Annotated in this window: 20 protein-coding genes; 6 read left to right on the forward strand and 14 right to left on the reverse strand. The window is 67.3% G+C overall.

What is annotated here, in order from left to right; all coding sequences use genetic code 11:
- Positions 1–830 precede the first annotated feature (830 nt).
- Positions 831–2,381: a TROVE domain-containing protein gene (locus IEQ11_RS20610; RefSeq protein ID WP_191822771.1), complete on the reverse strand. Its 1,551-nt coding sequence runs from the start codon at positions 2,379–2,381 to the stop codon at positions 831–833.
- A gap of 177 nt (positions 2,382–2,558) precedes the next feature.
- On the opposite strand from IEQ11_RS20610, the gene rtcR reads away from it, so the two are divergent.
- Positions 2,559–4,151, forward strand: coding sequence for an RNA repair transcriptional activator RtcR (gene rtcR / locus IEQ11_RS20615; RefSeq protein ID WP_191822770.1), 1,593 nt, complete (start codon positions 2,559–2,561; stop codon positions 4,149–4,151).
- 21 nt (positions 4,152–4,172) lie between these two features.
- On the opposite strand, the gene IEQ11_RS20620 is transcribed toward rtcR, so the two are convergent.
- The 3 genes from IEQ11_RS20620 to IEQ11_RS20630 form a co-directional block, all read right to left on the reverse strand.
- The gene (locus IEQ11_RS20620; RefSeq protein WP_191822769.1) at positions 4,173–5,444 is read right to left on the reverse strand and encodes a YcaO-like family protein; all 1,272 of its coding nucleotides are present in this window, start codon (positions 5,442–5,444) and stop codon (positions 4,173–4,175) included.
- An 85-nt stretch (positions 5,445–5,529) separates the two neighbouring features.
- Entirely contained in the window at positions 5,530–5,709 is a 180-nt protein-coding gene (locus IEQ11_RS20625; RefSeq protein ID WP_036106603.1) for a hypothetical protein, read from the reverse strand.
- A gap of 346 nt (positions 5,710–6,055) precedes the next feature.
- Positions 6,056–6,877, reverse strand: a complete 822-nt coding sequence (locus IEQ11_RS20630) for a penicillin-binding transpeptidase domain-containing protein (RefSeq protein ID WP_046657910.1) — start codon at positions 6,875–6,877, stop codon at positions 6,056–6,058.
- Between the two features lie 233 nt (positions 6,878–7,110).
- Between IEQ11_RS20630 and IEQ11_RS20635 the strand changes: the two genes are divergently transcribed.
- Entirely contained in the window at positions 7,111–8,997 is a 1,887-nt protein-coding gene (locus IEQ11_RS20635) for an ABCB family ABC transporter ATP-binding protein/permease (RefSeq protein WP_191822768.1), read from the forward strand.
- Positions 8,998–9,140: 143 nt separating this feature from the next.
- On the opposite strand, the gene IEQ11_RS20640 is transcribed toward IEQ11_RS20635, so the two are convergent.
- From IEQ11_RS20640 to IEQ11_RS20675, 8 genes are all read right to left on the reverse strand, one after another.
- Positions 9,141–9,668 carry a GNAT family N-acetyltransferase gene (locus tag IEQ11_RS20640; RefSeq protein ID WP_191822767.1) on the reverse strand — a complete coding sequence of 176 codons (528 nt, stop codon included), beginning with the start codon at positions 9,666–9,668 and terminating at the stop codon, positions 9,141–9,143.
- Between the two features lie 230 nt (positions 9,669–9,898).
- Entirely contained in the window at positions 9,899–10,591 is a 693-nt protein-coding gene (locus IEQ11_RS20645; RefSeq protein ID WP_191822766.1) for a hypothetical protein, read from the reverse strand.
- Between the two features lie 186 nt (positions 10,592–10,777).
- Positions 10,778–11,200: a hypothetical protein gene (locus tag IEQ11_RS20650; RefSeq protein ID WP_046657912.1), complete on the reverse strand. Its 423-nt coding sequence runs from the start codon at positions 11,198–11,200 to the stop codon at positions 10,778–10,780.
- 268 nt (positions 11,201–11,468) lie between these two features.
- A complete protein-coding gene (locus IEQ11_RS20655; protein ID WP_152670132.1) occupies positions 11,469–11,942 on the reverse strand; it encodes a hypothetical protein in 474 nt (157 codons plus the stop codon).
- A 164-nt stretch (positions 11,943–12,106) separates the two neighbouring features.
- Positions 12,107–12,853, reverse strand: coding sequence for an HAD family hydrolase (locus IEQ11_RS20660; protein ID WP_036106599.1), 747 nt, complete (start codon positions 12,851–12,853; stop codon positions 12,107–12,109).
- A gap of 321 nt (positions 12,854–13,174) precedes the next feature.
- Entirely contained in the window at positions 13,175–13,549 is a 375-nt protein-coding gene (locus IEQ11_RS20665; protein ID WP_036106595.1) for an EF-hand domain-containing protein, read from the reverse strand.
- Positions 13,550–14,106: 557 nt separating this feature from the next.
- Positions 14,107–15,273 carry a winged helix DNA-binding domain-containing protein gene (locus IEQ11_RS20670; RefSeq protein ID WP_247024625.1) on the reverse strand — a complete coding sequence of 389 codons (1,167 nt, stop codon included), beginning with the start codon at positions 15,271–15,273 and terminating at the stop codon, positions 14,107–14,109.
- An 85-nt stretch (positions 15,274–15,358) separates the two neighbouring features.
- Positions 15,359–15,547 (reverse strand): CPXCG motif-containing cysteine-rich protein, encoded by a 189-nt coding sequence (locus tag IEQ11_RS20675; RefSeq protein ID WP_036106593.1) that lies wholly within the window; start codon positions 15,545–15,547, stop codon positions 15,359–15,361.
- A gap of 310 nt (positions 15,548–15,857) precedes the next feature.
- Between IEQ11_RS20675 and IEQ11_RS20680 the strand changes: the two genes are divergently transcribed.
- Positions 15,858–16,361, forward strand: a complete 504-nt coding sequence (locus IEQ11_RS20680) for a hypothetical protein (protein ID WP_191822765.1) — start codon at positions 15,858–15,860, stop codon at positions 16,359–16,361.
- A gap of 357 nt (positions 16,362–16,718) precedes the next feature.
- The gene (locus tag IEQ11_RS20685; protein ID WP_191822764.1) at positions 16,719–17,882 is read left to right on the forward strand and encodes a PQQ-dependent sugar dehydrogenase; all 1,164 of its coding nucleotides are present in this window, start codon (positions 16,719–16,721) and stop codon (positions 17,880–17,882) included.
- 196 nt (positions 17,883–18,078) lie between these two features.
- On the opposite strand, the gene IEQ11_RS20690 is transcribed toward IEQ11_RS20685, so the two are convergent.
- Positions 18,079–18,873 (reverse strand): lytic transglycosylase domain-containing protein, encoded by a 795-nt coding sequence (locus tag IEQ11_RS20690; RefSeq protein ID WP_191822763.1) that lies wholly within the window; start codon positions 18,871–18,873, stop codon positions 18,079–18,081.
- Between the two features lie 242 nt (positions 18,874–19,115).
- On the reverse strand, positions 19,116–19,301 hold the full coding sequence (locus IEQ11_RS20695) for a hypothetical protein (RefSeq protein WP_056106162.1): 186 nt from the start codon (positions 19,299–19,301) through the stop codon (positions 19,116–19,118).
- Between the two features lie 324 nt (positions 19,302–19,625).
- Between IEQ11_RS20695 and IEQ11_RS20700 the strand changes: the two genes are divergently transcribed.
- Both IEQ11_RS20700 and IEQ11_RS20705 read left to right on the forward strand, forming a co-directional pair.
- Positions 19,626–19,916, forward strand: coding sequence for a hypothetical protein (locus tag IEQ11_RS20700; protein ID WP_191822762.1), 291 nt, complete (start codon positions 19,626–19,628; stop codon positions 19,914–19,916).
- Between the two features lie 231 nt (positions 19,917–20,147).
- On the forward strand, positions 20,148–21,410 hold the full coding sequence (locus IEQ11_RS20705) for an APC family permease (protein ID WP_232526375.1): 1,263 nt from the start codon (positions 20,148–20,150) through the stop codon (positions 21,408–21,410).
- Positions 21,411–21,530 lie beyond the last annotated feature (120 nt).

The raw sequence follows: 21,530 nt of genomic DNA on the forward strand, positions 1-21,530 counted from the left end.
GCAGTGTCGCGGCGCATGCGGCCAGCGCTGGTCAGCGCCCGGGGCATGACGACCGTTCGCGGCGGTAGAGGCGCGGCACGATGCGACAAGTAAAAGCGGAACCTTGAACTTGGAAGGTTGTAGTTCCGCCCGCATTCGCATCGTGACGCGTTTGAAGCAAAAGCCGATGTATCGCGACCAGGTTTACGCGGAACATTCTGTGCTCTACCCGACTGAGCTACCGTCTCGCAACGGGCGGGATTCGAACCCGCGACACCAGGTCAATGTAGTTCCACAGGCATTCGCGATACAGCGGTAAAACGATGAGCACACGGCCCGGACCACATTGGCCGGAGCCGGCGCACTGCGACAAATTTTTGGCGAAACAACTAACTCACCGTTCTACCCGGCTGAACCACCGCCTTGCGGCGGGCGGGATTCGAACCCGCGCCTGTGAGCCCCTATGTAGTTTCGCCGGCATTCGCAGCGCGTCGGCGTGACCGAAAAAAAATCGATTGAAGCATGTGAAGCATTGAGTGCCGATATATCGCGACTAAAGGCGACGAAACGTTTTCCCGCTCTATCCGCTGATCTACCGTCCTGCGACGGGTGGGATTCGAACCCACGACCTGGCACGTGATAGGTGTAGTTTCGTCAAGCATTCGCGATACATCGACCAAGCAAAACCCTGGGCCGGCCGGCGGACCCTATTGTCCGCCGGCCCTTCCTGCACCGCATCGCACCTCCATGGCGCGTGCGGCCGACGGACCGTCCTGGTCCGTCCGCGCGAACGTATCCCTCGTTCGCGTTACGGCGCCTCCCTGCGCCGCGCGGCACCGTCTTGTGGCTGTTTACAGCGCGATCGAATCGATCCGCTCCACCCAACGCGTCGCCGTCCCGCCCTGCGCCGCGTACACCGCCAACAGATCGAACACCGCGTCGCTGAAGCCGCCGATATGCAGCACGTCCGGCGACTCGACCGTCTGGCTGGTCGCGGTCGGCTGCAAGTCGATGCAGACCAGCCGCGCATCCGGGCAACGCGCCTTGATCTGCGCCCACTCGCGCATGGTCGCGGTCGCGCCGCCGTTGCGGGTGTCGCGCCAGCTTTCGTTGTCCGACACGAGCACCAGCAAATCGACCCGGGACTTGTCGCGATTCAACTGCGCCAACGGCGCGCTGACCGCGGTACCGCCGCCGCACAAACCGGCCAACTGCGTCGCCAGCGTCATCACGCTGTCGCGCGGATTCAGGCGCAACTTGCGCACCTCGGTGTCGAACGGCATCACCCGCGCGCCCTTGTGGTTGCGCTGGATGCAGGCCGCGACCAGCGCCGCCACGTCGACACAGCGCATCTTCGTGGTCGCACCCTTGCGGTAACCGGTGACCGGCGACGCCATCGAACCCGACACGTCGACCGCGACCACGACATCGCCTTCCAGCGCCGGCACCTGGCGGGTCGCGATCTCCATCGCGTCCTGCAAGGCCTCCACGATCGCCGCCGGCAGGCCGGAGGCGGCGTGGTAGGCGCTCAACAACTGATACGGAAACACGCGGGCATTGCGGATTTCGTCGGCATCGGTCAGCCGCGCGACGATTTCGTACACGACCCCTTTGTCATCGAACACGCCATGACGCTGGAACGTGTTGAGGTTCATGCGCAGCGTCTGCCACGACACCGTCCGCGCCAGATGAATCCAATGCGACGTGGTCAGCGGCAACGAGCTGAAATACTGCATCGGCAGCTTCGGCATCGGCGCGGACTGCGAGCGCTTGAACGCCTCGTACGCCCGCATCTTGGCCGGCAGCGCCGCCTCGTCGACCGGCTTGCCGAGCAACCACGCATACAGCGCGGCGCGCTCGGCATCGGCCGGCTTGGGATGAACCATCTTGATCACGTCGGCGAGCGAAGGCTGGTTGCCGATCGCCGCGTTCAACAACTGATCCACCGAGGCGCGGTCGAGCCACTGCCGCACCAGACGCTTGGGACGCGAGCCCAGCGACTTGCGACCGACCTGCCCGCTGCGCACGATCTGGACGAAGTTGCGCAGCATGCGGCCGTTGTCGATCACCCGGCCGAACGCGCGCTCGAACGCCTCGCCGTCGCGGCTGGTCAGGCTGGCCAGCAACAGCGCCGGCATGTCCTTCATATGGCCGCGCTGGCGGGTGTAGATCGCGGTCTTGGCGACGAACGCCGGCTCGACCTGCGCGCACAGCTTCAACACGTGATCGAGCTGCTGCTCGGCGCTGGCGTAGAAGGTGTTGTTCAAGCAGCCGGTGGCCGCGTACAGCGCCAGCGCCGACTCCGGGCGGCGCGCATAGGCCAGGCCGCCGGCCTCGTTGCGCGAGGTGGCCGCCGGCAGCGCCGGGCCGCGGGTCGAAGCGAAGAGGTTGAAGTTGGCCATCGGGGCATTCCGGGTTGGGACTTGCCTGTACTAGAGCAAGCGCCGTGCCAACTTCCTGCCGCCATGACTAACCAATTGAACTAGCTGATATTTTCGATATTTCTTGAGCGCCACTCCACAAACGAGACCGGGACATATCTATACTTCAAGATATAAATTTATCCATAAAGATATCCCATGAAGCGCCAGGTCGTCATCGGCATGCTCGGCACCCAACTCGACGCGGCCTCCGGCCCGGGCCGCTGGGAAAAATGGCGTCCGACCGTCTCGCTGGGCATGCACGAGGATTTCCTGCTCGACCGCCTGGAGCTGATCGTCGACGAGCGCCGCTTCGGCAAGCTCGCTCAGCTGGTTGCGCAGGATCTGGCCCAGGTCTCGCCGGAAACCCAGGTGCGGCGCCACGACACCTTTCTCGCCGATCCTTGGGATTTCGAAAGCGTCTACGGCGTGCTGCACGACTTCGTGCGCGCCTACGATTTCCAGCCCGACGAAGAGGACTACTACGTCCACATCACCACCGGCACCCACGTCAGCCAGATCTGCTGGTTCCTGCTGACCGAAAGCCGATTGTTCCCGGGGCGCCTGCTGCAGACCGCGCCGCCGCGCAAACAGACAGGCGAGGCGCCAGGCACGTATGCGGTGATCGACCTGGACCTGTCGCGCTACGACCGCATCGCCCAACGTTTCGCGCAAGAAAGACTGCACGATCGCGACCTGCTCAAGAGCGGCATCGCCACTCGCAATCCCGCTTTCAACCGCATGATCGAGCAGATCGAAACCGTCGCCACGCGCTCGAAGTCGCCGATGCTGCTGATGGGCCCGACCGGCGCCGGCAAGAGCCAGCTCGCGCGGCGCGTGTTCGAACTCAAGAAGCAGAAGCACCAGCTGCCCGGGCGCTTCGTCGAAGTGAACTGCGCGACCCTGCGCGGCGACGGCGCGATGAGCACCTTGTTCGGCCATATCAAGGGCGCCTACACCGGCGCGTCGACCGACCGCGCCGGCCTGCTGCGTTCGGCGCACCAGGGCCTGCTGTTTCTCGACGAGATCGGCGAACTGGGCCAGGACGAGCAGGCGATGCTGCTGCGCGCGCTGGAAGAAAAACGCTTCCTGCCGGTCGGTGGCGACAAGGAAGTCGAAAGCGATTTCCAGTTGATCGCCGGCACCAACCGCGATCTGCAGGTCGCGGTGCATGAGGGCCGTTTCCGCGACGACCTGCTCGCGCGCCTGAACCTGTGGACGTATCGCCTGCCCGGCCTGGCCGAACGCGCCGAGGACATCGAGCCGAACCTGGATTTCGAACTCGAGCGTCACTCACGCGAAAACCGCCAGCGGGTGACCTTCAATCGCGAAGCGCGCGAACGTTATCTGACCTTCGCGCGCAGCGGCGAAGCGACCTGGGGCGGCAACTTCCGCGACCTGGGTGCGTCGGTGATGCGGCTGGCCACTCTGGCCGAGGGCGGGCGCATCCGCCTGGATCTGGTCGACGAGGAAATCGAACGCCTGCGCCGGCAATGGCACGGGGCGGGCGCGCAGCGATCGTTGCTCGATGAGGTGCTCGGCGAAGGCGCGGCGCAGCTCGATCGCTTCGACCGGGTGCAGCTGGAAGACGTGCTGCGCGTATGCCGGCGGGCGAAGAACCTGTCGCAAGCCGGGCGCGAGCTGTTCGCGGTATCGCGTTCGCTCAAGGCCAGCAGCAACGACGCCGATCGCTTGCGCAAGTATCTGGCGCGGTTCGGGCTCGATTGGGAGCAATTGCGCGCAGGGGTTTGATCCCGGCGCGCCGCGCGGCGATCACGCCTCCTGTGGCTGCGCCTCGCGCTGCGCCTGCGCCGCCAACGCCTGACGCGCCAGACACTCGCGTCCACGCCGGCCCGGCGCCATCAACAAGCCGGTGCTGGCGAGGAAGAACCGTTCCAGTTCCATCGACACGCTGCTGACCACGCAGAACTCGTCGCCTTCCTGGTGATTGATCGCGTGGTACAGGCCGATGCCGCGCGCTTCCAGATCGGCCACGACCCGCGGCAGCAACTGCTTCGGTGCCTGCCACGGCAATTGCGGATAGTCCCAGTGCGCATGATGCAGGCGTCGCGGATCGATCTCGCCCATCACGCAGGCGCGCAGCTTGGGGTAGTCGACCAGCAGATCCAATGCGAGCTGATCGAGTTCGACCAGATGCGGCGCGTTTTCCTTGATGTCCACGCACTGGGTCAGTTCGGTCAATGCGCGCGTCGCCGCATGCGTGGCATAGGGCGAAGCGCCGCAGCCGTGCGGAAACACGATTTCCTCGGGCAAGCGTTCCTCGGTCGTGGCGATGAAGGCCGGATAGGCCAGGTCGCTGGTCACGTCGATCAGCAATACGCGACGTTCGAGACGGCGCTGCGCAAGCTCGTGGATACGCGCAAGCTCGGCCGGCAGCGACGACGGCTCGATCAGGCGACCGTAACGCGCCGGCGCGCCGAGGTAGTGCGCGAGCATGAACAACGCCCACGCGTCGCGTTCGACGATCTCGCCGATGCCGTGCAGCGCGGCTTCCTCGAAGCTGGCGCCGATCGCGGTGCCGCTGTTGGAGCTGTAGCGGGTCGCGCTGTGGTAGTCGAAATCGTCGCGCGGATCGCGCAACTCGACCGCGGGCGGATAATCGGGAAACACCATGAACAACGGCACGGCCAGATCGGCCCGGCCAGAATACGACGCGTACTGGCGGCACGCCAGATGGCGCTGGGATTGATCGGCGAACTCGGACACGAACGGCAGGCCGGCGCAGCGCGGGTCGTCGGCGAGTTCGCGCGCGGCTACGAACAGCGGTTCGGTGGCCAGCGCGGACGCGCGGCAGTAGTAGTGTTCGACCGCTTCGTACAAGGCGCCGGTCAACGAGGCGGCGGGTTCGCCCTTGCCGGAACCGCGACTGAGCAGTCGCCCCTGCGCATCGTGCAGGGCGCACTTGATCGTGACCAGGCCATGGCCGAACTCACCGGTCTGCGCGCTCCAGCCGCGCCGCGCGATGCAGGCGTGGATGATGCGGTTGGCCTCGTCCAGGCTGCGCTCTCGTTCGTACGGAATCATTCCTTGTTCCTCGCCAATGGTGCATGCGGTGCATGAGGGCGAACGCATGGCGCGCGACAGTGCGCGCGCCATGCGGGTTCAGCGCTTACTTGGCGAACTCGTCCAGGAACGCCTGCTCCTGCGCGGTCGGCGCATTGAGCTCGTTCATCGCGACCTTGAAATCCACGCCGGACGCGGCGCTGCTGACGCGCAGCGCCTCGGTGGACGGGATGTACTTCGGCTTTTCGAGCACGGTCTTTTCGAAATCAAGGCGGGTAGCACCCATGACTAAACCTCCTGTTAGGTCGAAGAGGCACGGACGCGAACCGACGAGGCGGTGTCCACCAGGCTGCGGGCCGTCCTGTGCCGCAGCCTGCGGCTGCGCGATCAGGGTTAACCGCTGCGACGGACACAGGTCCATGAAGCGCGTCACCAAACCGCGCAGCGGCGGCGCAACCGGGCGACGCGCGGCGCCGATCGCGGAAAATACGGTTCAAACCTGAAACATCGCGGGCGTTGGAGTGTTCGCTGGCGGCAGGCTATGCACCGGCGCGCACCGCGACGGATGTCTCAGTCGCGGCTTTGCGTCGATCAACTGAACACGACAGCGGCGAGCGCCGCCGCCGCGGGTTTCACAGCACGCTGGCCGCGCGCAATTCGTTCGCGGCGAAGGTCGCCGCGGCGCCTTCGGGCAGGTTCAACGGCCCGGTCACGCAGCTGACGAACACGAACGAACGCGTGCCGCGGGTGATTTGACCGACCTGCCAGCGCACCGCTTCGCTGCCGGCCATCACCGCCGATCCGCTCTTGGCGACCACCGAGGTGTCGTTGCGCGCGGGAAAGCGCCCGATCCCGATCGCGCCGTAGTTGCCGATCAAGGCGCCGGGCGGCTGCCGCAGGCCGGCGCGCACGTCGGCCATGGCCTGCTTGTTGACCGGCAATTGCTCGCTGAAGAAGCGGCGCAGGAACAGCATCTGTTCGTCCGGGGAAATCTGCAGCGAGCCGCCCATCCAGAAATTGGCGCCGCTGCTGGTGTCGGCGTTGCCGTAATTGAAGCGGTTCATGTACTCGCGTTCGCGGGTCTCGCCCAAGCGCTGGGCGATGAACTGGAAGTACTCGGTCGATGAATACATCAGCGCGGTGTCGAGCGAATGGGTGCCGCTGCCCGCCAGCGGCTGGCCGGCGCGCACGATGCTGCCGTCGAGCCCGGCCAGGGCGTGCGGAATATCGAAGGTCGCCGCCGGCGTGACCCGGCGCTTGCAGGCCGGCGACGGCGTGCGGCGGATTTCGCCGGCGCTCATGTCGTACAGCAGGAAACAGGCCTGGACCTTGGGCGCCTCGGCTTCCGCGTCGGGCTCGATGAACGGATACGGCAGCGTGCTGGCGCGGTTCTGGGCGCTGGCGTTGAAGCCCAGCACCAGCAGGCTCAAAACGGCGACGAATGAGGCTTTCATGCCTGAAGGACTCCTTGCAGGAAGGGCGCGGGCGGCCGCAGCGCCGTGGCGCGCCCGCGCCGGCCTGCGTCCTTGTCGCGCGGACCGGACCAGAATGCCATGCCCGGCAGGCACATTCGACCGCGGCCGGCCGCGGTTTGCGTGTCGGCGCACGCGCGGCTTGACCTGAAGCGGGCTTGAGGTCCTATGCTCGCCTGCTCCGATACCGCGCGAACCGCTTCGCGAAGGACCGCATGTCCGCCACGCCACCGCAGGTTCCGCCCGCCGCCGAGCCAGCCGCCGTCGATCCGCGCGCGGTCGAGCCACCCACTTCCGCCGAACCCGCCACCTCCGAGGTCACGCCGCTCGCGCGCGCCGCCGGCCACCGCGGCGACTGGTCGGTGCTGACCTCGCTCGCGCCGTACCTGCGTCCTTATCTGGGCCGGATCGCGATCGCCCTGGCGATGGTGTTCGCGGCCAAGCTGCTGAACCTGTACGTGCCGATGGCGCTCAAGCAGCTCATCGACCGCCTCAACGTACCGCTGACCCCGCTGCTGCTGCCGGTCGGCCTGCTGCTGTCCTACGGCGCCGCGCGCATCGGCGTGACCTTGTTCACCGAGCTGCGCCAGGTGGTGTTCGCGCGAGTGATGGCGCGCACCTCGCGCCAGGTGACGCTGCAGGTGTTCCAGCATCTGCACGGGCTGAGCCTGAAGTTCCATCTCGCCCGCCGCACCGGCGGCGTCGCCCGCGACGTCGAGCGCGGCGGCAGCGCGATCGCCGACCTGCTGGACTGGACGATCTACACCATCATCCCGGTGCTGCTCGAAGTGGCGATGGTCACCACCGTGCTGGTATGGATCTACGACTGGCGCTTCGCCGCGATCGCGATCGCGACCTTGCTGCTGTACGGGCTGTGGACGTTCTCGGTGACCGAGTGGCGCACGCGCTACTACCGCGCTCAGGTCGAGGCCGACACCCACGCCAACGAACGCGCGGTCGACTCGCTGCTCAATTACGAAACGGTCAAGTACTTCAACAACGAAGACCACGAGGCCCGGCGCTACGACGACAACCTGCGCCAGTTGGAGAACGCCCAGGTCGTGTCGATCAAGACCCTGGCCGTGCTCAATCTCGGCCAGAGCCTGGTGGTCGCGCTCGGGGTGACCGCGATGATGTGGCTGGCCGCGCGCGGCGTGGCGCGCGGCGAGATGACGGTCGGCGACCTGGTGCTGGTCAATGCCTATCTGCTGCAGTTGTCGGCGCCGTTGTTCATGCTCGGCATGATGTATCGCGAAGTGAAGCAGGCGCTGACCAACATGGAGCGGCTGTTCGGCCTGCTCGACGAGCGTCAGGACGTGCGCGACGCGCCCGATGCGCAGACACTGGCCTCGGCGCGGCCGCGGGTCGCGTTCCGCAACGTGCGCTTCGGTTACGACCCGCGTCGCGAGATTCTGCAGGGCATCGACTTCGATATCCCGGCCGGCGCCACCGTGGCCGTGGTCGGCCATTCGGGCTCGGGCAAATCGACCCTGGCGCGGTTGCTGTACCGCTTCTACGACGTCGACTCCGGCGCGATCGAGATCGAAGGCCACGACCTGCGCGCGCTGACCCAGTCCTCGCTGCGCGGCGCGATCGGCATCGTCCCGCAGGACACCGTGCTGTTCAACGACAGCATCGGCTACAACATCCGCTATGGCCGGCCCGACGCCGACGACGCGCAGGTCGAGGCGGCCGCGCGCGCCGCGCACATCCACGACTTCATCGTCGGCCTGCCCGACGGTTACGACACGCCGGTGGGCGAACGCGGGCTCAAGCTGTCGGGCGGCGAAAAGCAGCGCGTGGCGATCGCGCGCGCCCTGCTCAAGAACCCGTCGATCCTGATCTTCGACGAAGCCACCTCGGCCCTGGATTCCAAGTCCGAGCGCGCGATCCAGTCCGAACTCGACCGGCTCGCGGTCGGCCGCACCACGTTGGTGATCGCGCACCGGCTGTCGACGGTGATGGACGCCGACCAGATCCTGGTCATGGACGCCGGCCGCATTCTCGAACGCGGCACCCATTCGCAGTTGCTGGCGAAGAATGGGGTGTACGCGCAGATGTGGGATTTGCAGCAGCGGCAGGCCGACGAAGTCGCCGTTTAGCCGCACGCCGCCCCTGCAGGAGCGGCGTGAGCCGCGACCGCGACATCACGACAACGACGCAACCCGCACACAGCAATCGCAACTTGCAACCGACGAAAATCCCGCACAACGCCACCGTTACGATCGACCCGCGACCACGCCAATCAGCCCGCCGCCGGCGCCTCCCAGATCATGTACACATCCGCCCGCTGGTAATGCGAGCCCGGACGCGGCGCCGGGTGATGGCGAAACCCGACGCTTTCGTACAACTTCAGCGCCGGCCCCAGCCGATGGCTGGACTCCAGGAATAATTCGCGCCCGCCCATGTCCTGGAACGCGGCGATCGCCCCGGCCATCAGCTTGCGGCCGATGCCGCCGCCGCGCAGGCCGGGCTCGACCGCCATCTTGGTCAGTTCGACCAGGCCGTCGTCGTAACGCAGCAAGGCCACCGTGCCGAGCGCGCGGTCGGCGTCGTCGACCGCGAACAGCACGCGGCCGCCGCCGGCGAGCAGATGGGTTTCCGGATCGTTGAGCACTTCGCGATCGATCGGCTCGACCACGAACCAGCGCTCCAACCATTCGATGTTGAGACGGGCGAAATCGCCGCGCCAGCGCGGCTGGAAATCGACGATGCGGACGTTGCCGACGATTGCGATCGGCGGCGTGTCGGAGGGGGTGGCGGAATCGTTCATGCCCCGATGATAGCCGCGCCGGCCGCGGCTGCACGCAGTACCAAAGTCGCAGGCGAAAACCGTCGGTCGCGACCTCGACCGGCGGCGCCGTTTCGATGGACGAAAGCGCATCGCTCGGTTCGTACCGACCTGCGCGGAACCATCCAGGACACCTCGCCACGAAGCCGATGCCGAAAAACAAACGGCGACCTCGCGGCCGCCGTGTTTATCGCCAAACCCACCCGCGCGACTCAGTCGCGTTTGGCCTCGCCGGAGGCCGGCTTGCCCTGACGCTTGGCCGTCCGCTCGCCGGCGGCGCGGCTTTTACCGGGCACGCCCTTGGCCTTGGCCGCCTCGGCTTTGCCCTTCTCAGGCTTGCCCTTCTCGTCTTTGCCTTTATCGGCCTTGGCCGCGGCCGGCGCCTTCGGCGGCGGATAATCGCGGTACGGCCGGTTGGGAAAATCGCGGTGCAGTTCGGTGTCGATCGTGATCGGCCGGCCCCAGCGGTCGTAGGTCGGCACGAAACCGCGCTTGAGCCGATGGAATTCCGCCGAGCCGGGTTTCACGCCCAGGCGCTGCGCGACCTCGCCCCAGCCCTGGCCATGCTCGCGATCCCATTCGTCGACCACGTAGCGGCACGGCCGTCCCAGCACCTGCGCGATCGCGCAGGCGTAGTACACGTCGCCCGGCGTCCAGCGGCGTTGATCGAGCAGATCGCCGACCAGTTCGCGCGGCGCGCCGTAGTAACGCACCATCTCGTCGACGAACGGTTCGCGGTAACGCGTGGCGTAGCGGCTGATGTCGCCGAGCCACACGTCCACCCAGGCATCGCCGCTGCGCGGGTCCGAGCCCGCGGGCAGATCCTGCGCCTGCGCCGACGTGCCGAGCAACGCGGCGACCGATGCGGCCAAGGCGAAGAAACGGGTCTTGAGCTTGTCGGTCATGGCGGGCTCCTGGGACGGTCCGGCGCGAGTGGCTGTCCGGGTGTCTAGAACGTTGGGACCGGCCGGTCCGGATCAAAGCGTGATGCGTATTGCTATTCATTCGGCAGCCACGTCGACAACGCGCGCGTGGCCGTCGCAACGACGGCGGCGGGACGGCGATCAGGCCGCGCCCGCGCCGGATCGACCTCAACGCGAAATCGTGAACTTGCCGAAGGCCACGCCGAGGTCCCAGCCCTGGCCGGTGCCGGCCAGGGCCAGCGACACATCGCCCTTGGTCATGACCTGCGCCTTGCTCGACTTGGACGCGCCGGCATGGGCTTCGGCGGTGGCGTAGCTGCCCAGGGTGTCGTTGAGGTTGTGGACGCCGGCGAATTCACCGGTGCCGTGATCGATGCGCGACTTGCCCACCGTGAGGCCGCCGCCCTTGGCGCTGATCTTCACCGACGCGCTCTGGCCGTTGCTGCAGCTGATGGTGCCGCGGCCGGAGGAGGTCTTGTAGAACACCGACCAGCCGGACATGGAGAATTTGAGCTTGCAGGTGATGGTGTCGCGCGCCGAGGCGGCGCCCGGCAGGCCGATCGCGGCCAGCAGCAGGGCGGCCAGGATCATGCGGTGCGGACGGCGGGCGGACGCGACGGCGGATGCGGCGATGGAGCGCATGGCGGACCTCGGTGCGGAACGTTCGGCTGGAATCGTTCGTGATGGAATCGGGGACGCCGTACCACGGCGCCGGGAAGCGGCAGGCTACCACCCGGCGCCGCTTTGGCGACCGGGGCCGATGACGAAATCCGGCGATGCCGATGCGGCAAGCCGGGCACGGCGGCCGCAAGCGCAGACGGCGCCCTCGGGCGCCGTCGTTGCACATACTGCCAAGCGGTCAGTCGTCGTGACGATCGCGCCAGCGGCCGTTGTCGTGACGGCCGCGATAGTCGTCGCGGTCGTAGCGGTTGTAGTGACGGTAATCGTCGCGACGGTCGCGGCGCGGGTCGTAATACGTCACCCGGCACTTGCCGTGGCGATTGCAATCGCGGTCGTAATAGCGATTGTTGTTGTAACCGTTGTTGTAGCCGTAATAGCGCGGCGGCGGCGCCGGGCGATAGCTGGCGTAACGCGGGACGTTGCGGTAATAGGTCGGGCGGCCCCAGCGATCGTTGACCACGATCAGCCGATCGGCGTAGCCGTAATTGCCGTAGCGGTAGTACGGGGTGTTGTTGCGCACGATGACGTCGGCGATGTCGACGATCACGCGGGCCAGCTGATCATCGGCGCGGGCCGGCGCCGGCACCATCGCCACCGCGCCCAAACCCAGGGCGAGTACGACGGGGGCAAGCCAACGGGACAGGGCAGTCATGGAGGGTCTCCTGAGAAGCCTGCATCGTCGGCAGGCACGCTGCGACTGTGAGCCCGCGACAGTGAACCGGTTTTTAATGATTCGGGTCCGCGCCGACGCCGCTCAGCCGGCGTTGCCGTGGCCGGACGCGGGTACGCGACCCGCGCCGGCCGATTGCTCTCAGGTCAGGCCGCCGCGACCTTCGCCAGCTCGCGCACCGCCTGCGGCAGGTCGGCGGCCTGATCGACCCGGCGCAGCCGCGGCGCGTCGGCGGCGATCTCGGCTTCGTTCTCGTGCGCCCAGGTGGTGTGGTACGGGATGTGGATGCCCCAGCCGCCGAGCGCGAGCACCGGCGCGATGTCCGAGCGCAGCGAATTGCCGATCATCACGAAACGCTGGGCCGGCAGATCGAACACGCGCAGCAGCCGCGCATAGGTCTGGGTATCTTTCTCGCTGACGATCTCGATGCGCTGGAACAGATCGGCCAAGCCGCACTGGCGGACCTTGGCTTCCTGGTGGAACAGATCGCCCTTGGTGATCAGCACCACCTCGAACTCGGCGGCGATCTGCGCCACCGCCTCGGGGATGCCCGGCAGCATTTCGACCGGATGCCGCAGCAGGTCCTTGCCCAGCTCGACGATGCGGTGCAGGTCGGCGGCGCTGATGCGTTCGCCGGTGATCTCGACCGCGGCCTCGATCATCGACAGCACCATGCCCTTCACGCCATAGCCGAAGATGCCGATGTTGCGTTTCTCGATCTCGTACAGGCGCTCGTGCAGGCGCGCGTCGCGCAGGTCGACATAGCCGCCGACGATGCGTTCGAAATCGAGCTGGGCCTGATCGAAGTAGTCCTGACTGCGCCAGAGGGTGTCGTCGGCATCGAAACCGATCATGCGGATACGCGAATCCGCCACGGGGGTACGGGAGTTCATGGGCGGCATTATGCGCCCGCGCGCATTGCAGCGGTTGCCGAGTTGGGGCTCGAGCCCTCGCCAGTCCTGCCGAGCGATCCACCCAGGATTGCGACTTCCGAGGACTCATCGCCGTCCCAAGCCGGATTCCCGCTTTACAAATGGGGGCCACGGGATTCGCTCTTGCCCTTACCTACAAAGGCCCCAGCCGAAACGAATCGCACACATACATCACCCGCCCTGCCCGCCAGAACGCCACCAGCGCAAACAAAAAGAGAGGGCGGCCGAAGCCGCCCTCACCACAACGCAGGTACAACCTACACCCCAAGGGCGCGGCCGGAATCAGCCGCCCTTCTTGCTGCCGCCGCTGGACTGGACCTTGGCGACGTAATTCTTGTACTCGTCCGGCGTCAGCGAACCATTGGCGTCGGAATCGGCCTGATCGAACACCTGACCCAGCGCCGGCACCGCGGCGGCTTCGGTCTTGCTCAGATTGCCGTCCTTGTCACCGTCGACGTCGGACCAGCTCTTCTTCTGCGGCGCGGCGGCGGTGGCCTGCGCGTCGCTCGCCGCGCCCGCATCCTGAGCGGCGCTGGCCGGGGTCGCCGCTTCGGTCGGCGGCGCCTGTTCGGCGGTCTGGGCGAACGCCATCGGCGCGGACAGCGAAGCAACCAGAGCCAACGTACCGATCAGCGACTTGCGGTTGGTGAAGTTCATGAGTCGTGTCTCCTGGAATGAGTGTGCTGTGCTGCGCGGTGCGAGCCGTCGATCGGCGTCGCTTGTTGCGCAGGGCGCTTACCGCACGGCCCCAACCTTGCCGCCGCGCGTCTGAACAAAACCGCGGACGCGGGTGTTAAAGCTACGTTCGCTTAACCACACGGCGCGGCGCACGCGTTAGGGCCGCAACGCTGCGCGGGCCGAAAGCGCCGCAAAACGTGACCTGCGGCGAGAATCTGCGCACGCGTCATCGCGGCGATTTGCCTGAATGAAACACAACGTTTACGAATTCGGCTGTCAACGAGGGATTGAGGTTCGAGGCGATCACTGGAAGGTGCGGCTCGAATTGAGGATTTGCAGCGATCTGAAACGAGATCGCGAAGAGTGAAGGTGTTCTGATAAACGCCGTCGCGCCCATCGAGCGCTTGGCGTTTCAATTTTCACCGTGAGCGGCTCTGAGCCCCGAGGCTGTTCGACCCGACGAGACAGGGCCAGCGGCTGCCTCAACCGTATGCATTCAGACGATGCCTCGCGTACCGAAAGACGCGGATCGACCGCTAGGCACCGAACACGGACAAACGCACCTCGTGCCGCGAATATCCGGGCGCCGCAACCCGCAGACAATCCTCAGCCTCTTGCTGCAACGCCGCCCGGTCCGCGGCCCGCGGCCGCTTGAACGTCTCGACGACCACCGTCGCGGTATCGCGTTCGCGCTGCAGCTTCCAGACGCCGGCGACGAAGCCGTCGATCAATACCGTCGCGGCCACCAGGCCGTTGCGGGTGAAGATCGCTCCGCGCAAGCCCTCGTCGAAGATGCGCGAGCGGTCGCGATGCGCCAGCAATACGTTGTCGAACTCCGGTAACAGCCGCACCGACGCCGCCGTCTCGGGCGCGGGCCGCGGCGCATCGGGCAGATCGAACAACTCGGTGCCGGCCTCGTCGACAAACACACGCAGGCGCGGACGCAGGCGTTGCAGACGCTCGCGGGTGCCGGTCAGGCCCGACCATGCGCTCGCGTCGCGCGCGCTGGCCGGCCCGAACGCGGCCAGATAACGCAGCAGCATCGCATCGGCGGCATTTTCGTCGGCGTCTTCCGCGACCGGCGCGCCCAGCCAATCGTGGGCGACGGCGAAGGTCGCGGCCTGATGCGAATCCCAAACGCCGGCCGGCGGCACATGCACCAGCAGCTCGATGCTACGCACCAGCTTCGCCAGCTCGGCGGTGTCGTGCGACGGCCAACGCGCCCGCAAGGCCTCGCCGAGCGCGGTCGCACTGAGCGCACCGCCCTGCAGCGCGTCGACGCCGGCCTTGCGCAATTCGCCCAGCTCCAGGCCGCGCAAGGCCTTGGCATGCGCGCTTTGCAACGACAGGCGCCGCAACACCGGCTGCAGCACCGGGCGCAGCGCGCGGTAATCGTCGGCGCTGACCAGGTGCAAGGTGCCGCGCATCATGGTCGCGCGCACGATCCGGCGCGCGCGCATGGCCTGGGTCAGATCGTCGAGAGCGAATTCGCGCAGCCGCGTCCACAGGCCGAGGTACGGCGGATTCGGCGCCTGCGCCTGCAAGCCGACCAGTTGCTCGATCATCGCCAGCGGCGACGCCGCGCTGCGTTCGAGCAGCGATTGCCGCGCCAGCAACGCGCGGTTGAGCGCGCGCGTGCCGAGCCGTTCGGGATGGTCGGGACGTGTGCGGGCTACTCCGCGCGCTGCAGACGGCGTCGTCACAGTCGATGCAGTCTCGTTCGGCGCGGGGTCGTCGCAGCGGGCGCAGCGAACCGTGGCGCGGCCTCTATGTCGGGAACCCCGCGATTCACGCCTCGTCCTCGGCATAGACATCGACCCGCGGCTCGCCGTCTTCGTCGACGCTGACCGCGACCACGATCGGTCGGCAGCACACCTGGCAATCTTCGATATAGCGCTGATCGCCCGCGGAATCGTCGACGATCAACTCGATCGGCTCGCCGCAGTAGGGACAATCGACTTCGACACTGGGCAACATCGCGCGCCTCATGGGGTCGCCGGGAATGGGCACAGCATGGTGGCGCGGCGCGGGGGCGTCCAGTGATCTTACTCACGTCATGCGCGGCCCGATCGACCGGCCATGTCCGACGGTCCGAGGCGGCGCAGCACCCGCCGTGCGAGCTCGATCAGGCAACCCGCGCCCATCACCGCCGACTAACCCGATCCGGCCCATGCTCGGCGCAGGGCCCAGGCTGGTAACCGTCGGGCCGGGCCGGTGCGATCCGCGTCGTTCGCCGACGCGGTCAGGCGGCGCTCGCTGTCCGCTCGCGAGCGCCCGGGAGACCGTCATGAAAACCCGCCACGTATTCAGCACGCCCGATCTCGTCGCCGCGCAGGCCACGATGGATGCGGCGCGCGAGGCCGGCGTCGACGACCGCGACATTCTGCTGATCGCGCGTTCGGATATCGAACTGGCCTCGATCCCCAACGAACGCAAGGAAGCCGACACCGACCTGATGCCGGCGGCTTTGCGCGGCGCGGGCTACGGCAGCGTGGCGGGCTTGCTCGCCGGGCTGACCGCGGTGGTGATCGCGCCGATCGGCCTGACCCTCGCCGGCGCGGCGGCGGCGACGGTGGCCGGCGGTCTGGTCGGGTGCTGGGCCTCGGCGTTGATGGGTTCGGCGTTGCCCGATCCGATCCGGCGCAAGTTCGATGCGCTGATCCAGCAAGGCCGCATCCTGGTGATCATCGACGGCGATCGCGAACTGCTCGCGCAAGCCGAAGCGCGCGTGCTCGCCAATACCACCGACGTCGCCGTGCTGCCGTTCGATGCGCTCAGCGCGATGGCTTGAAGCCACGGCGGTTTAAAGCCGCGATGGCGGCAAGCGGGCGATCCCGAGCGGCGCGATAAGCCGATCGTGTGCCGCGCATGCGCGTTTGCATACGCGGTCGGCACAAACGCATCCGTGTTGCGTCGCGCCGTGCGAAACCGCATGCGCGCGATGGTGAGAACTGCGTCGTGTTCCCCGCACGGCGCGCTTACGATTTCCTAGCGCGAACACCCCATTGCCCGCGTGATCGCGGTTGCGAATCGCGGCAGCGTTCGCGCCTGCGCCGCGAACTGCCGAACCGGTCGCAAGACCGCCCCGGCTTCGATGGCACTCTCGGCCGGCCTCAACCCCACGTCACCGGATCCCGGAGAAACGCAGATGAAACGTTCGACGCTCTCCATCGTGTGCTCCACCGCGCTGCTGGCCGCGTTCGCCGCGCCGGCCGCGGCCACGCCCGACAACGCCGCGCAGGACAACGACACCGCCGACGCCAGCGCCCAGGCGGTCAAGGCCAATCCGTTCACCGCGACCGAAGTCGCGCGCTTCAACGAACCCTGGGCAATGACCTTCCTGCCCAACGGCCGCCTGCTGGTCACCGAAAAGCGCGGCGTGCTCAAGGTGCTGACCATCGGCGGCACCGCGCAGACGATCACCGGCGTACCGGCGGTGGCCTACGGCGGTCAGGGCGGTTTCGGCGATGTGGTTCTGCATCCGCAGTACGCGACCAACGGTCTGGTCTACATCAGCTATGCCGAGAAAGGCAGCACCACCGGCACCGCCGGCGCGACCGTCGCGCGCGCCAAGCTCACCCTCACCAGCAGCGGCGGCTCGCTGAGCAATCTGCAGGTGCTGTGGCGTCAGCCGAAAGTCAGCGGCAGCAATCACTACGGTCATCGCATCGCGTTCGGCCCGGATCGCAAGCTGTGGATCACCTCCAGCGAACGGCAGAAGTTCGATCCGGCGCAGGATCTGAACTCGCCGCTGGGCAAGGTGATCCGGCTCAACGACGACGGCACCGTGCCGACCGACAACCCGTTCTACAGCCGCGGCGGCGTCGCCGCGACGGTGTGGTCGTACGGCCACCGCAACCTGCTCGGCATCGCCTTCGATGCGCAGAGCAAGCTGTGGATCCACGAGATGGGCCCGATGGGCGGCGACGAACTCAATCTGATCGAACGCGGCTCCAACTACGGTTGGCCGCTGGTGTCGCAGGGCGATCACTACGACGGCACGCCGATCCCGCGCCACAGCACGCGCCCGGACCTCAACGCGCCCGAAGCGTGGTGGAACCCGGTGATCGCGCCGGCCGGTTTCGTGATCTATTCGGGGACGCGCTTCCCGGCCTGGAACGGCAGCGGCCTGATCGGCGGCCTGGCCTCGCAAGCGCTGGTGCGAGTGCGCTTCAACGGCAACACCGCGGCCGAGGCCGAGCGCTACCCGATGGGCAAGCGCATTCGCGAAGTCGAGCAAGGCCCCAATGGCGATGTGTGGCTGTTGGAGGATGGGGCTAATGCGCGGTTGTTGCGGCTCACTCCGATTTGAGGAATGAGTTCAGAGGAGTGAGGAGTGAGTAAAAGCGGTTAACGCGCCTGCGCGATCCTCGCGAGAAAAAAAGCGGGCTTCGGCCCGCTTTTTTTTGCTCCGCGCTTGCACTCGCCCGTTTCTCATTCCTCTTGACTCTTTGCGCTCCACCGCCCCGCACTTACTCGTTCCTCACTCCTCTCAACTCACTCCTGCTTCACTGCGCCGCCTTCAACACCGGCTTCCGCGTCCCCATCGCCAACTGATAACGCTGATGCAGCGCCTGCACCTTGGCGATGTATTCCTGGGTTTCGCGATACGGCGGCACGCCGCCATAGCGGGTGACCGTGCCGATGCCCGCGTTGTAGGCCGCCGCGACCAGCATCAGGTCGTTGTTGTAGCGGCGCATCAACGCCTTGAGATGACGCGCGCCGGCGTTGATCGATTCGGCCGAGGAGAACGGATCGACCACGCCGTATTCCTTCGCGGTGTCCGGCATCAGCTGCATCACGCCCTGCGCGCCCTTGCTCGACACCGCCTTCTCGTTGAAGCCGCTTTCGGCATGCGCGATCGCGCGCAGCCAGGCATCGTCGAGGCCGTTGGCCTTGGCGGCGCTGCTGAACTGCTTGGGGAATTTGTCCAGCTGCGGCTTGCCGACCGTGCCCAGGCCCGGATGCGCGGGCTCGCCCGGCGGCGTCTCGACGGTGAAGCCCATCACCCGCACCGAACCGGGCAGCTTGCGCGTGCTGTAGACGGTCTTGCCGTCCTGCTGGCGCTCGTAGAGATTGCCGTTGATCACGCCCATCTCGCCCCACAGATTGGGCAGCTTGACCGCGTTGTCGTCGATCTCGCGCGCGGTGCAGCGCGAACCGGGCTCCGGCGCGGTCGCCAGGCTGACCGTGCCGTCGCGCACGCAGCGGTACACGGTGCGCGCCTGCGCGCCGGCCGTCAGCGCCAGCAGCAGCGTGGCGACGACGAGGCGCGGCAGGGATTTAGATGGACGCGCGTTCATGGGGCGCGATTCTAGGGCCATGCACGGCCCGCGCCAGCGCCACAGGTCAGGGGGCCGGCGCGGCGTTCACGAATGCAGCGGCGGCGTTCAGCCTGGCCGCGTGGGTCGCGCAGGGACGGCGCGGGTGGATCATTCGGCAACCGGTTCCAAAAGGCCGCCCCGCAACGAATGTCCCAACAAAACGGGCGGCTCGTGGCCGCCCGCGGTGAATATTGCGCAGCCCGCGGGCTACGCGCCTGGGTTCAAGTCCCCGAACCGTCGCCGGTCGCGGGCGGCGCGCCGCCGGTGTCGGCCGGTGCCGCTTCGGCGGGCGTCGCGCTGGACGCGGCCGGCGCGTCGGTGGTCTCGCCCTTGCTCGCGCAGGCGGCGAGCGACAGCGTGCCAGCGGCGGCCAATACGTACAGTGCGTTGCGGATCGTGGTGTTCATGGATGCGGTTACCTCCGTTCGTGGCCGGGACGCTTGCGGGTCCCGGCGTCGGTTGCTTCGGTGAAAGGCGAGCGATGCATTCGACCGCACTCGCCGCGATCGAATCGGCTGCCGCCGCGCTGGTCTGTCGGAATGTTTTGTCGAGAACGGCGGCAGCGCATGCACACTGGCGTCACCGCGATGAACCACAGTGCGACGGCGGTCCGCCTGGGTACGTTTTCTTAACCCGCTGCACGCGGATGTTCGCTAGGTCCACGCATCCAGGCGCTGAAACTGTGCGCTGCGCCGCGTTGATGGGCGATGCGCGATGGCTTTCGCGGCTGAATGGAACAAAACGTTTACAACTCGCCCTTTGCGAAAACCTGCCGCAAGCGCGAATCCCGCATCGGCATCGACAAAGACCAACGGATCTTCGTCGGCTTGCTCGCGATGAGCGATCGCTTGTTTGCGACGCGACAACGAGTTCGCTTGCGATCGCTTGTTCGCAGGCCGCGACGCATCGCCCACAAAGACCGCGCAAATCGACCGACAAAACGCAGCGCGATGTCCCTTCCGCCGGCGGACAAAGCGCTCCGCCCGCACTCATCCCACCTGCCCGACCGCGCCGCGGCTTGACCCGCTTCGACCAAGGGCGGCCAGGATCGAGCACGCCGGCCTTGCATAGCCACATGCCGCAACGCACATTGAAACCCGCCGCCCACACCCTCTAAGGTGCGGGCAGACCGGCGCAGCCAACGCCGCACGCCACCGAGCGAGGGGAATCACCTTTTGAGCCAGCCGCCGAGCCAGCCGACGCCGCACGCGTCCGTCCCGTCCTCGTCCACCCTCAGCCAGACGCCCGGCACCGTGCGCGCGGTCAGCCGCTGGCAGATCGTCGGCCTGTCGATCAACGACGTGATCGGCAGCGGCATCTACCTGCTGCCGGCCGCCGCCGCGCTGCTGCTCGGGCCGGCCAGTCTGTGGGCGGTGCTGCTGGCGGGCTTCGCGGTCGCGCTGCTGGTGCTGTGCTACGCCCAGGCCGCCAGCTACTTCGATCAGCCCGGCGGCGGCTATCTGTATGCGCGCGAGGCGTTCGGGCCGTTCGCCGGGTTCGAGGTCGGCTGGATGCTGCTGCTGACCCGCATCTCCACCGCCGCCTCGCTGAGCAACGGCCTGGCCGAGGCGGTGGCGTTGTTCTGGCCCGCGGCCAAGGCCGGGCCGGCGCGGGTGTTCGTGGTCGCCGGGTCGCTGGCGCTGCTGGTGCTGATCAACGTGATCGGCGTGCGCACCGCCGCGCGCGCCGGCGTCGCCCTGGCGATCGGCAAGCTGGTGCCGCTGGTGCTGTTCGTGGCGATCGGCGCGTTCTACTTCGACCCGAGCCTGCTGCATACCGATGCGCCGTTCCCGGTGCACAACCTCGGTGAAGCCGCGTTGCTGCTGCTGTTCGCCTACGCCGGCTTCGAGAACCTGCCCGCCGCCGCCGGCGAATACCGCAACCCGCGCCGCGACGTGCCGTTCGCGCTGCTGACCATGATCGTGCTGGTCACGATCATCTACTTCACCGTGCAGTTGGTCGCGTTGGGCACGCTGCCCGGCATCGCGACATCGTCCAGCCCCTTGGCCGAAGCGGCCGCGCGTTTCAGCGGCACGGGCCTGGCTTTGGTGCTGACCATCGGCGCGGCGATCTCGATCCTGGGCACCAACAGCAACACGGTGATGATGGGGCCGCGCTATCTGCTGGCATTGTCGAAGGACGGCTACGGCCCGCGCGCGCTCGGCGCGATCCATCCGCGCTTCCACACCCCGGCGCGCGCGGTGCTGTTCATCGGCGTGATCGCGCTGGCGCTGGCGCTGACCGGTTCGTTCCAGCAACTGGCGCTGTTGTCGGTGGTCGCGCGGCTGTGCACCTACATCGGCACCGCGGTGTCGGTGCTGGTGCTGCAAAAGCGCCACCACGGCCGCGAGGGCGCGCTGCATCTGCCCGGCGGGCCGTTGATTCCGATCGCCGCGATCGTGTTATCGCTCGGATTGCTGGCCAGCGCGAGCACCGCCAACCTGATCGCCGCCGCGGTCGCGCTGGCGATCGGCGCGGTGATCTACAAGCTGCGACGCAAGCCCGAGGCGACCTGATTCGCTTACCGGTGGGCCTGGCCCGAGCAGGTTGGCAACGGCGCGAATGCGACGCGCCGGCGCCCGCCCGCTTGACCTGAACCAAGATTGAGGTTTTAGCCTGCACGCCTTCCCTTCCTG

Origin of the sequence: Lysobacter capsici, assembly GCF_014779555.2 — a bacterium.
In the GTDB taxonomy this organism is placed as follows: Bacteria; Pseudomonadota; Gammaproteobacteria; order Xanthomonadales; family Xanthomonadaceae; genus Lysobacter; species Lysobacter capsici.

Bases quoted from the DNA above. Each gene is read 5' to 3' on its own strand.
- IEQ11_RS20655 (WP_152670132.1), bottom strand. From the start codon at position 11,942: ATGACTGCCCTGTCCCGTTGGCTTGCCCCCGTCGTACTCGCCCTGGGT.
- IEQ11_RS20610 (WP_191822771.1), bottom strand. From the start codon at position 2,381: ATGGCCAACTTCAACCTCTTCGCTTCGACCCGCGGCCCGGCGCTGCCG.
- IEQ11_RS20680 (WP_191822765.1), top strand. From the start codon at position 15,858: ATGAAAACCCGCCACGTATTCAGCACGCCCGATCTCGTCGCCGCGCAG.
- IEQ11_RS20635 (WP_191822768.1), top strand. From the start codon at position 7,111: ATGTCCGCCACGCCACCGCAGGTTCCGCCCGCCGCCGAGCCAGCCGCC.
- IEQ11_RS20650 (WP_046657912.1), bottom strand. From the start codon at position 11,200: ATGATCCTGGCCGCCCTGCTGCTGGCCGCGATCGGCCTGCCGGGCGCC.
- IEQ11_RS20695 (WP_056106162.1), bottom strand. From the start codon at position 19,301: ATGAACACCACGATCCGCAACGCACTGTACGTATTGGCCGCCGCTGGC.
- IEQ11_RS20630 (WP_046657910.1), bottom strand. From the start codon at position 6,877: ATGAAAGCCTCATTCGTCGCCGTTTTGAGCCTGCTGGTGCTGGGCTTC.
- IEQ11_RS20620 (WP_191822769.1), bottom strand. From the start codon at position 5,444: ATGATTCCGTACGAACGAGAGCGCAGCCTGGACGAGGCCAACCGCATC.
- IEQ11_RS20700 (WP_191822762.1), top strand. From the start codon at position 19,626: ATGGAACAAAACGTTTACAACTCGCCCTTTGCGAAAACCTGCCGCAAG.
- IEQ11_RS20685 (WP_191822764.1), top strand. From the start codon at position 16,719: ATGAAACGTTCGACGCTCTCCATCGTGTGCTCCACCGCGCTGCTGGCC.
- IEQ11_RS20665 (WP_036106595.1), bottom strand. From the start codon at position 13,549: ATGAACTTCACCAACCGCAAGTCGCTGATCGGTACGTTGGCTCTGGTT.
- IEQ11_RS20660 (WP_036106599.1), bottom strand. From the start codon at position 12,853: ATGAACTCCCGTACCCCCGTGGCGGATTCGCGTATCCGCATGATCGGT.
- IEQ11_RS20690 (WP_191822763.1), bottom strand. From the start codon at position 18,873: ATGAACGCGCGTCCATCTAAATCCCTGCCGCGCCTCGTCGTCGCCACG.
- IEQ11_RS20675 (WP_036106593.1), bottom strand. From the start codon at position 15,547: ATGTTGCCCAGTGTCGAAGTCGATTGTCCCTACTGCGGCGAGCCGATC.
- IEQ11_RS20640 (WP_191822767.1), bottom strand. From the start codon at position 9,668: ATGAACGATTCCGCCACCCCCTCCGACACGCCGCCGATCGCAATCGTC.
- rtcR (WP_191822770.1), top strand. From the start codon at position 2,559: ATGAAGCGCCAGGTCGTCATCGGCATGCTCGGCACCCAACTCGACGCG.
- IEQ11_RS20625 (WP_036106603.1), bottom strand. From the start codon at position 5,709: ATGGGTGCTACCCGCCTTGATTTCGAAAAGACCGTGCTCGAAAAGCCG.
- IEQ11_RS20645 (WP_191822766.1), bottom strand. From the start codon at position 10,591: ATGACCGACAAGCTCAAGACCCGTTTCTTCGCCTTGGCCGCATCGGTC.